10 protein-coding genes are annotated in these 9,099 nt (G+C 73.3%); 2 read left to right on the top strand and 8 right to left on the bottom strand.

Annotated elements, in window-relative coordinates:
• Nucleotides 1-65: 65 nt before the first annotated feature.
• From DKL51_RS15075 to DKL51_RS15095, 5 genes are all read right to left on the bottom strand, one after another.
• Nucleotides 66-758, bottom strand: a complete 693-nt coding sequence (locus DKL51_RS15075; protein WP_109942703.1) for a response regulator transcription factor — start codon at nucleotides 756-758, stop codon at nucleotides 66-68.
• A gap of 69 nt (nucleotides 759-827) precedes the next feature.
• Nucleotides 828-1,340, bottom strand: coding sequence for a hypothetical protein (locus tag DKL51_RS15080; protein WP_109942704.1), 513 nt, complete (start codon nucleotides 1,338-1,340; stop codon nucleotides 828-830).
• A 141-nt stretch (nucleotides 1,341-1,481) separates the two neighbouring features.
• Nucleotides 1,482-2,426 (bottom strand): DUF2332 domain-containing protein, encoded by a 945-nt coding sequence (locus DKL51_RS15085; RefSeq protein ID WP_109965094.1) that lies wholly within the window; start codon nucleotides 2,424-2,426, stop codon nucleotides 1,482-1,484.
• Between the two features lie 55 nt (nucleotides 2,427-2,481).
• Nucleotides 2,482-3,480: a phosphotransferase gene (locus DKL51_RS15090; RefSeq protein WP_124812179.1), complete on the bottom strand. Its 999-nt coding sequence runs from the start codon at nucleotides 3,478-3,480 to the stop codon at nucleotides 2,482-2,484.
• Between the two features lie 58 nt (nucleotides 3,481-3,538).
• Nucleotides 3,539-4,711, bottom strand: coding sequence for a thiolase family protein (locus tag DKL51_RS15095; protein ID WP_109965096.1), 1,173 nt, complete (start codon nucleotides 4,709-4,711; stop codon nucleotides 3,539-3,541).
• A gap of 94 nt (nucleotides 4,712-4,805) precedes the next feature.
• On the opposite strand from DKL51_RS15095, the gene DKL51_RS15100 reads away from it, so the two are divergent.
• Nucleotides 4,806-5,240 carry a PH domain-containing protein gene (locus tag DKL51_RS15100; RefSeq protein WP_109965097.1) on the top strand — a complete coding sequence of 145 codons (435 nt, stop codon included), beginning with the start codon at nucleotides 4,806-4,808 and terminating at the stop codon, nucleotides 5,238-5,240.
• A gap of 18 nt (nucleotides 5,241-5,258) precedes the next feature.
• On the opposite strand, the gene DKL51_RS15105 is transcribed toward DKL51_RS15100, so the two are convergent.
• Both DKL51_RS15105 and DKL51_RS15110 read right to left on the bottom strand, forming a co-directional pair.
• Entirely contained in the window at nucleotides 5,259-6,203 is a 945-nt protein-coding gene (locus DKL51_RS15105) for a rhomboid family intramembrane serine protease (RefSeq protein WP_109965098.1), read from the bottom strand.
• 25 nt (nucleotides 6,204-6,228) lie between these two features.
• Nucleotides 6,229-6,759: a peptidylprolyl isomerase gene (locus tag DKL51_RS15110; RefSeq protein WP_109965099.1), complete on the bottom strand. Its 531-nt coding sequence runs from the start codon at nucleotides 6,757-6,759 to the stop codon at nucleotides 6,229-6,231.
• A gap of 85 nt (nucleotides 6,760-6,844) precedes the next feature.
• Here DKL51_RS15110 and DKL51_RS15115 point away from each other — a divergent pair, with 85 nt between their 5' ends.
• Nucleotides 6,845-7,684, top strand: a complete 840-nt coding sequence (locus DKL51_RS15115; RefSeq protein ID WP_109965100.1) for a hypothetical protein — start codon at nucleotides 6,845-6,847, stop codon at nucleotides 7,682-7,684.
• A gap of 72 nt (nucleotides 7,685-7,756) precedes the next feature.
• Here DKL51_RS15115 and corA read toward each other — a convergent pair whose 3' ends face one another.
• The gene (corA, locus tag DKL51_RS15120) at nucleotides 7,757-8,905 is read right to left on the bottom strand and encodes a magnesium/cobalt transporter CorA (RefSeq protein ID WP_109942712.1); all 1,149 of its coding nucleotides are present in this window, start codon (nucleotides 8,903-8,905) and stop codon (nucleotides 7,757-7,759) included.
• Between the last annotated feature and the right edge of the window lie 194 nt (nucleotides 8,906-9,099).

Below are 9,099 nucleotides of genomic sequence, written 5' to 3' on the forward strand. Positions count from 1 at the left end.
GCTGGTGCGGCCGGGAGGCGTCAGCGGGCGGCCACGCGCCGGCCGGCGGCTGCGGGCCGGTCGGGTCAGCCATCGGCCGCGTACCCGACGCCGCGGTGGGTGCGGATCACGCTCGCCGGCCCGAGCTTGGCGCGCACCTGGGCGACGTGCACGTCCACGGTCCGCGTGCCGCCGTGGGCGGCGTAGCCCCAGACCCCGGCCAGCAGTTCCTCCCGGGTGAACACCCGGCCGGGCCGGGCCATCAGGTGGGCGAGCAGGTCAAACTCGGTCGAGGTGAGCTGCACCGGGCGGCCCGCTGCGGTCACCGTCCGGCGGGCCGGGTCGAGGGTGACCGGGCCGACCACCCGGGGCTGCTCCGCCCCGGCCGGTGCACCGGCGGCGCGGCGCAGCACGGCCCGGACCCGGGCGACCAGCTCACGGGGGCTGAACGGCTTCGTCACGTAGTCGTCCGCGCCGAGTTCCAGGCCGACGATCCGGTCGACCTCGTCGTCCCGTGCGGTGAGGAAGATGACCGGCGTCCAGTCGCCGGCCTCCCGCAGCCGCCGGCAGATCTCCGTACCGGCCAGGCCGGGCAGCGCGATGTCGAGCACGCAGGCCACCGGGCGCAGCCGTCGCGCGGCGGCCAGGCCGGCCGTGCCGTCGCGTTCCACGTGTACCCCGAACCCGTCCCGGGTCAGGTAGAGCCGAACCAGGTCGGCGATGGCGGGCTCGTCCTCCACCACGAGGACCAGCCCGCGCTGGGCGGCGTCGGCGGTCACCGGCCCATGATTACCGACCGGTGGCCGCCCGGGACGTCCGGGCGATGTTCGGGTTCGGTAAGGAGATGGTCAGTGCACCGCGGCCGGGCGGAACACGGCCGGCCGGGCGGCGGCGGACGGCTCGCCGATGGTGGCGACCAGCCGTTCCGCGGGCGTCCGCAGCCGGGTCCGGAACGCGTGGTGGAGCAGGGTGTCGAGCTGCCAGACCTGCTTCGGGTGATGCATACGGATCACGAACCGCTCGCGTATCCCGTCGATCGCGGTGGCCGCCAGCTCGACGCTGTGGTGTCGCGGATCCGGGCTCCAGGTGACGTTGCTCAGCTCGCGCAGCTCGGTGTTGAGGTGCAGGCGGAGTCGGTGCAGCACCCGGGTCTGCTGGGTGACCACCAGCCGTCGGTGGGTGAGCAGCATCAGGTACTCGCCGCCGACCGGATGGTCCGGGCGGCTGCACCGGGTGACCAGGATGGTGGCATCGCCGGAGCCGACGCACCGGCGGAAGACCGGCAGGTGCCGGCTGACCGTCTGGGCCGCCAGCCCGGTCTCGGCGGCGGCCGGAAGGAACGTTCGTGAGAAGACGTCCATGCCTTGTGCAACGACGGCTGACCAGGCGTGATATGGGTCACTCCGGCATTTCTGCAACTTGCACGCCGCCCGTCGCACCGGCTGTCCGACACCAGCGGGACAGCGACTCGCGACCCGGCACGGCCGGTTGCCGGCCGGGCGTCAGAGCCAGCGCAGCGCCTGGCCGTGGGGGGCGGTCCAGGCGAGCGGCCGGCCGTCCAGCGCGAGCAGGAAGGGGGCCGCGCCGTCGGGCGGCGGCACGTCGGTGATCACGCCGGGAAGCACTCCGGCGGCCTCGTTGGAGATCCAGTGCCCGGGCAGCCCGCCGACCAGCTCGGCGAACGCGGCCCGGACCTCCGCCGACACGTACGCCAGCACCGCGCTGTGGAAGACCACCAGCGTGGCGTCCCGGGGCGCGGTGGCGGCCAGCGCGGGCAGGTCGGCGAGCAGGTCGCCCCGGTGCACCGGCGCGGGTGCGGCGCGGGCGATGTCGGCGGCGGCCCGCAGCCGCTCCCGCCGCTCGTGCTGCTCCGGCCAGACCAGGGCGGTCAGCCAGCGCAGGTCGTCCGGGTCGGCGACGTCGAGCGGATTCAGGTCGAGCCCGGCCCGCCACACCACCTCCGGCACCCGGTCGGGGAGCGGCACCTCGCCCTCGACGGCACAGCTCAGCTCGACCGGGCTCTCCGCCGGCCCGACCCGATGGTCGCCGTAGGAGTAGCGGTAGGCGTCCGGGTGGAGGCAGAGCCCGGCCGAGGCACCGACCTCGATCAGGGCCAACGGCTGCGGCAGCCGGGCCAGCACCGGCAGCAGCACCGCGCAGCGGGCCGCCTCGTTGGTCTGGGTCCGGCGGGCCAGCATGGTCACCGCCACCTCCGGCCAGGCGGCAGTCACCCAATCCCGGAACCGGTCCGGGTCGTCCACCGGCCCGCCGAGGAAGCGGACGGCGGCGAAGAGCAGATTCGGCTGCCGCTTCGGCTCCGGCAGCTCGTCGAGGAGCCGAAGCAGACCGGCATCCTCCGCGACCGACCGGGCCAGCCGCTCGTAGGTCGGGGACTGGCCCCGCGCCTCCCGCTCGGCGAACCTCCGGTATCTGTCCCCCGTGTCCATACCGGCACCCTGCCTTGGGCTGCGGTGTGACCACCATGACGGCGGCCACACCGGGTCAGACCGGGTTGGAGGTGAAGAGCTCACCGAGCCAGCCGGGGACCGCCTCGGCGTACTCGGCGCGGGCCGGGTCGGAGGTGAGCAGGGCGCGCTGCCAGGAGAGCGCCCGGCTGACCTTGGCCACCGTCATCGCCAGGTCGGCCGCCGCGCGCAGCGTCGCCCGGTCGTACCGGTCGGTCCACGCCTCCAGGTACGCGTCGCGTAGCCGGACCAACGCGGGGTCACCGGGCTCCAACTCGAAGGCGTACGCCACCGACCTCAGGGTCACCAGCAGCGTCCCGAACGGGTGGGCGATCGAGGCGTCGCCCCAGTCGAAGAAGCGGTACCCGTCGTCGGCGACGAAGATGTTGCCGTCGTGCAGGTCGTCGTGCTGGATGGTGGCCGGTACCTCCACCTCGGCCAGGCGCCGACACACCTCGGCGAACTCCGGCCGATACGCGCGCAGCCGGTCGTACGCCTCGGGCGTGGGGCCGTTCGCGGCACCGACCAGCATGGACTCCCGGTCCTCAAGGAGCTCAGCCAACCGGCCCGGCATGACCTCGGTCCGGTGATCGGGCACCCCGAGGTCGAGCAGCTCGGCGGCGTACGGCGCCAGCGCGACCTGAACGGCGGCGTACTCCGGCAGCACCCGCTCCCAGTACGTCAGGTCCTTCTTCCCGGCCAGCACGTCCCGCAGGCTCGGGCCACCGTCCGGGAGCAGCGACCAGCCCCGGTCGACGTCCACGGCGACCGGACGGAGCACCGCCCCGGGGGTGAGCCGGGCCAGCGCGGCCAGCAGGCCGGCCTCGTGCCGGGTGCCCCGGTTGTTGGCCTTGAACCAGACCGGGCCGGCGTCGGTGGGCACCCGCCACACCAGCGACCAGGGACGGACCCGCGGCTCCACCGGCCCGGTCACCCGGAGGCCCGGCCCGGCCAGCGCGTCACCTACCCAGGCGAGGGCGTCGTCGCGCCACTGCGGGGTGGACCAGCCCGGTTCGAGCGTCGAGGAGGTCGTCACGACCCGCAGGGTAGGCGGCGCGCCACCCTGCGGGCGAGACCATTTCCGGGCCGGTCGGTCAGAGCAACTCGACGATGGTGGCGTTGGCCATGCCGCCGCCCTCGCACATGGTCTGCAGGCCGTAGCGGATCCCGTTGTCCCGCATGTGCTGGAGCATGGTGGTCATGATCCGGGCGCCGGAGCCGCCGAGCGGGTGGCCGAGGGCGATCGCCCCACCGCGCGGGTTGAGCCGCTCCGGGTCCGCCTCGGTCTCCGCCAGCCAGGCCAGCGGCACCGGGGCGAACGCCTCGTTCACCTCGTACACCCCGATCTCCTCGATGCCCAGCCCCGCGCGGCGCAGCGCCTTCGCGGTGGCCGGGATGGGTGCGGTGAGCATGGTGACCGGGTCGTCGGCGGCGACCACGGCGGTGTGCACCCGGGCCAGCGGGCGCAGGCCGTGGCGGCTGGCCCACTCGCTGGTGGTGACGGCGAGCGCGGCGGCTCCGTCGGAGATCTGGGACGCGGACCCGGCGGTGACGACGCCGTCGGCCCGGAACGGGGTGGCCAGCTCGCCGAGCTTGGCCAGCGAGGTGTCCCGCCGGATGCCCTCGTCCGCGGCGAACTTGCCGCCGTCGGCGAGCGCCACCGGCGCCAGCTCCGGGTCGAACGCGCCGGCGTCCTGCGCGGCGGCCGCCTTCTCGTGGCTGGCCAGCGCGAACTCGTCGAGCTGGGTGCGGGAGAAGCGCCACCGCTCGGCGATCAACTCGGCGCCGACGCCCTGGTTGAACGGGAGCGGGGAGTCCTCGGCGACGCCCTCGACACCCCGGTAGCGCTCCAGGATCTGGCCGCTGAACGGCATGCCGCCGGCCGCGCTGGAGCCCATCGGCACCCGGGTCATCGACTCGACGCCACCGGCGACCACCAGGTCGGCCTGGCCGGAGAGGACGGTGGCGGCGGCGAAGTGCAGCGCCTGCTGGCTCGACCCGCACTGCCGGTCGATCGTCGTGCCCGGGACCGCCTCCGGCCAGCCGGCGGCGAGCACGGCGTTGCGGGCGACGTTCCACGACTGCTCGCCGACCTGCGACACGCAGCCCCAGACCACGTCGTCGACCTGGGCGGGGTCGATGCCGGTCCGCTCGGCGAGGGCGCGCAGCACGTGCGCCGAGAGGTCGACCGGGTGCACGCCGGCGAGGCTGCCCTTGCGCCGCCCGACCGGGGTCCGTACCGCACCGACAATGACCGCGTCACTCATGTCTACTCCCCGGTAACTTGGGTGTCCCCGATCCTACGTCCTCGCCGACGGTTTGCGTCAGGCCCGGGGCCGCCCGAGCTGGCATGCTGGGGCGGTGCAGCCAGAGTCGTCCCCGGTCCACCAGTGGCGGGTACCGGTGATCCTGCCGGTGGCGAAGCTGGTCGGCGCGGTCGTCCTGGTCGGGCTCGGGCTGCTCTTCGCCGGCAACGACCGGGTCCAACCGGTGCTGGCCGGGCTGGCCGCCGCGGCGCTGACCGGCTGGGGGCTGCGCGATCTGGTGGCGCCGGTCCGGCTGGCGGTGGACCGGGACGGCATCACGGTGATCCACGGCTTCGCCGGCCGGCGACGGCTGCCCTGGCCGGTCGTCGAGGCGATCACCGTCGACCGGCGTACCCGGCACGGGCTCACCAGCGAGACGCTGGAGATCGACGCGGGAGAGTCGTTGCACCTCTTCGGTCGGTACGACCTGGACGCCCCGCCCGCCGAGGTGGCCGAGGTGCTGCGTGCGGCCCGCTCCGCCGCCGGCTGAGCAGCGCCGAGCGGCCGGTCAGCCGGTGAGCATCGCAGTCCGGACGATCACCAGCCCCAGCAGTGCGACCAGGATGATCGCACCCCCGGCAGCCTGGAAGATGGTCCGCCGCATCCGCGGGGCGTACGCCAGGACCAGCGCCATCACCGCGCCGGTGACCAGACCGCCCAGGTGCCCGGCGATGGAGATGCCCGGCACGGTGAAGGTGAAGATCAGGTTGATCACCAGGATCGGCACGATCGCCGAGGTGTCCCGGCCCAGCCGCCGCATGATCACGAAGATCGCGGCGAAGAGGCCGAAGATGGCGGTCGACGCCCCGACGGCGGGGTGGTTGGGGGCGCTGAACACGTAGACCGCGACGTTTCCGCCGAGCCCGGCGATCAGGTAGAGCGCCAGGAAGCGCAGCGGGCCGAGCACCGCCTCCAGGGTCCGGCCGAGCACCCAGAGTGCCCACATGTTCAGCAGCAGGTGCACCAGGCCGTAGTGCAGGAACATCGCGATGACCAGGCGGTACCACTGCCCCTGCGCGATGCCGCCCACGGTGCCGTCGGGGAAGACCGCCTGACCCAGCACGGCACCCCAGTCGGTCAGCGGGGTGGAGCTGCCCAGCAGGCCGCCCAGGCCGGAGCCGCCAGCGACCGCCGTCCCGCTCCGGGCCGAAGCGATGGACAGGAGCATGACCAGCACGTTCAGGGCGATCAGCGTCTTGGTGACGTAGCCGTGGCGGCCGGCGGCACCGCCACCGAAGGCGGTGCGCGCCGGCCGCACGCCACGGCGTCCCTCGTTCACGCACTCCGGGCACTGGTGCCCGACCGACGCGTCCCGCATGCACTCGGGGCAGATCGGCCGGTCGCACCGGGTGCACCGGATGTAGGTCTCCCGGCCGGGGTGGCGGTAGCAGACCGGAGTGGTCGGCACCGACCCGCCGGCACCGTCACCTGCCTGCCCGGAGCGTTCAGTCATGCGTGCAAAGGTACCTGGGCGACGCTCAGGCCGGCTTCCGCTCGATCTCGACGCGCTCGATCACCACGTCCTGCAGCGGCCGGTCGCTCGGGCCGGTCGGGGTGTTGGCGATCGCGTCCACCACCTTCGCCGACTGCTCGTCGGCCACCTGGCCGAAGATGGTGTGCCGGTTGTTCAGGTGCGGGGTCGGCGACACCGTGATGAAGAACTGCGAGCCGTTGGTGCCCGGTCCGGCGTTCGCCATCGCCAGCAGGTACGGCCGGTCGAAGCGCAGCTCCGGGTGGAACTCGTCGGCGAACGTGTAGCCCGGGCCACCGCGACCGGTGCCGGTCGGGTCACCCATCTGAATCATGAAACCGCTGATCACCCGGTGCGAGATGGTGCCGTTGTAGTACGGCCCGCTGCCCGGCTGACCCGTACGCGGGTCGATGTATTCGCGGTTGCCCTCGGCCAGGTCGACGAAGTTGCGGACGGTCTTCGGCGCGTGGTTGGGGAAGAGCTCCAGCCGGATCGGGCCAGCGTTGGTGTGCAAGGTGGCGTAGACAGCCTCGGCCACGGGTACTCCTCACTTGTTGGTCAGTTTCCATGCGGATCCTCCCATGTGCCCGATCTGGCCATGCGGAGGCATCCGAGGGTGGAGGATGACGGAGGAAGAACTCCCAGGAGGTGCGATCGTGTTTGGAATCGGGCGGCGTAAGACCCAGGGGCAGCTCGCGAAGGCGGAGCTGAACCAGGGCATCGGTCACCTGAGGCAGGCCGCGACGTATGCGGCGAAGGGTGCCGGCGCCACGGTCGGCCCGCGGGTCCAGGCAGCCCGGGGCGCCGTCGCGCCGACCGCAGTGATGGTGCGGGACCGGGCTTCGAGCGGAGTCGCGTCGACGGCCGCGGCCCTCGCGCCGCTGCTCCTGGCCGTCCGCAACGCCCAGGCCGGGGCGGCGGGGAAGGCAGTCGCCGACAGGAAGGTGGCCGCCGCCAAGCAGGTGGCGATGAGCAAGAAGGTGAAGGCGAAGAACATGAAGGCCGCCAAGAAGAAGCAGAAGAAGTCGCGGGGCGGGATGATGACCGGCCTGCTGGCCGCCGGCACCGTCGCCGGCCTGGCCGGGGCGATGGCCATGCGCCGCCGCCGCGAGCAGCAGGAGTGGGCCGAGTACGACCCGACCGCCAAGCTCGACCCGATGCGCGAGGACGTGGACACCATCGTGGTGGAGACCCCCGACCCGAGCGCCAAGGTCACCGACGCCTCGACCATGTCGAGCGGCTCGGGTGTCGCCGGCGGTCCGACCGGGGCCGGCAGCTCGGCGGTGGCCGGGGGCAGCAGCGCCTCCACCACCACCCCCGGCACGGGCCCGGTGATCGCCCAGACCGACAAGGTCCCCTCGGTGGCCGAGGGTGCCCGGGACGTCTCCGGCCGTCCGGCCGACGACGTCACCAAGGCCCTGAGCAACGGGAAGAACGCCGCCAAGGCCAGCGGTCACCGCTGACCCGCGAGGTCACGGAAAGCGCCGGCGCGCGGGGAAAGCCCCGCGTGGCCGGCGCTTCCGCGTCTCGACCCGCTACAGCCAGCCGTTGCGGCGGAACAGTCGGTACAGGGTGAACGACGACGCCAGCATGAGCGCCCACACGCCCGGATAGCCGTACGTCCAGTCCAGCTCCGGCATGTACTTGAAGTTCATCCCGTAGATGCCGGCGATCGCGGTCCACACCGCGCCGATCGCGGCCCACGCGGCGATCTTGCGCATGTCGTTGTTCTGGTCGACGGTCACCTGGGCCAGCCGCGCCTGCAGGATCGAGTTGAGCAGGTCGTCGTAGGAGTTCACCTGCTCGACCGTGCGGCTGAGGTGGTCCTGCACGTCCCGGAAGTAGCGCCGCACCTCCTGCGGCACCTCCCGGTTGACCTGCGAGGTCACGCTCATCAGCGGGCGCTGCAGCGGCATCACCGCCCGCTTGAACTCCACCAGCTCCCGCTTCATCTGGTAGATCCGCTGGATCCGGCCGGTGCCCTGCCGGTCGAAGACGTCCGCCTCCAGTACGTCGAGGTCGTCCTCCAACTGGTCGGCGACCTCCAGGTAGAGGTCCACCACCCGGTCGGTGATCGCGTACGCCACCGCCCACGGCCCGTGGCGCAGCAGGTCCCGCTTCGCCTCCAGGTCGGCCCGGACGGGGGCGAGCCGGCAGGCGTCCCCGTGCCGGACGCTGATCAGGAATTTCGGCCCGATGAAGAGCATCACCTGGCCGGTCTCGACGACCTCGGAGTTCTCGGTCAGCTCGGTGTGCTCGCAGTACCGGGCGGTCCGCAGCACCAGGAAGCTCACCTCGCCGAACTGCTCCAGCTTGGGACGCTGCTGGGCCTTGACCGCGTCCTCCACCGCCAGCTCGTGCAGGCCGTAGGTGTCGGCGATGGCGCTCATCTCGGCCAGTTCCGGCTCGTGCAGGCCGAGCCAGACGAACGCGTGCCGCTCCCGGCGGGCCGCCTCCAGCGCCTCGGCGTACGTCCACTCGCCGGGCTGGCGCTCCCCGTCGACGTAGAGGCCGCAGTCCACGATCCCGGTGCGGTCCGGGCCGGCCGGCTGCGCGGTACGCGGGGTGCCGTCGGCGTTGAGGATCCGGGTCATCGCCCGTACCGGGGCGGCCCAGGCCCGCGGCCTGAGCACCCGGCCGCCGTTCTGCGCGGCGGCTCGGTCCCGCTCCACCCGGTCTGTCATGGCGCCCCTCCTCCCGTCGTGCTGCGGGTTGCAGGTTACGCCGCCTGCGGCGAACCGCAGCGTGGGCGAGCGTCGGGACGACGGCGGGAGGGGCATGGACTGCGACGCGGGTCACCGGGAGGGCACGCCCGGCGGAGGTCGCGGGGCGACCGGCCGGTCGGTCGTCACCGGGGTGGCGCCGGGCGGGCCGGCCG

The sequence above is a fragment of the Micromonospora globispora genome, from assembly GCF_003857015.1.
GTDB lineage: Bacteria > Actinomycetota > Actinomycetes > Mycobacteriales > Micromonosporaceae > Micromonospora > Micromonospora globispora.

Excerpts from the sequence above, each read along its gene's own strand:
- DKL51_RS15080 (WP_109942704.1), bottom strand. The coding sequence starts at position 1,340 with ATGGACGTCTTCTCACGAACGTTCCTTCCGGCCGCCGCCGAGACCGGG.
- DKL51_RS15085 (WP_109965094.1), bottom strand. The coding sequence starts at position 2,426 with ATGGACACGGGGGACAGATACCGGAGGTTCGCCGAGCGGGAGGCGCGG.
- DKL51_RS15115 (WP_109965100.1), top strand. The coding sequence starts at position 6,845 with ATGACGGAGGAAGAACTCCCAGGAGGTGCGATCGTGTTTGGAATCGGG.
- corA (WP_109942712.1), bottom strand. The coding sequence starts at position 8,905 with ATGACAGACCGGGTGGAGCGGGACCGAGCCGCCGCGCAGAACGGCGGC.
- DKL51_RS15105 (WP_109965098.1), bottom strand. The coding sequence starts at position 6,203 with ATGACTGAACGCTCCGGGCAGGCAGGTGACGGTGCCGGCGGGTCGGTG.
- DKL51_RS15095 (WP_109965096.1), bottom strand. The coding sequence starts at position 4,711 with ATGAGTGACGCGGTCATTGTCGGTGCGGTACGGACCCCGGTCGGGCGG.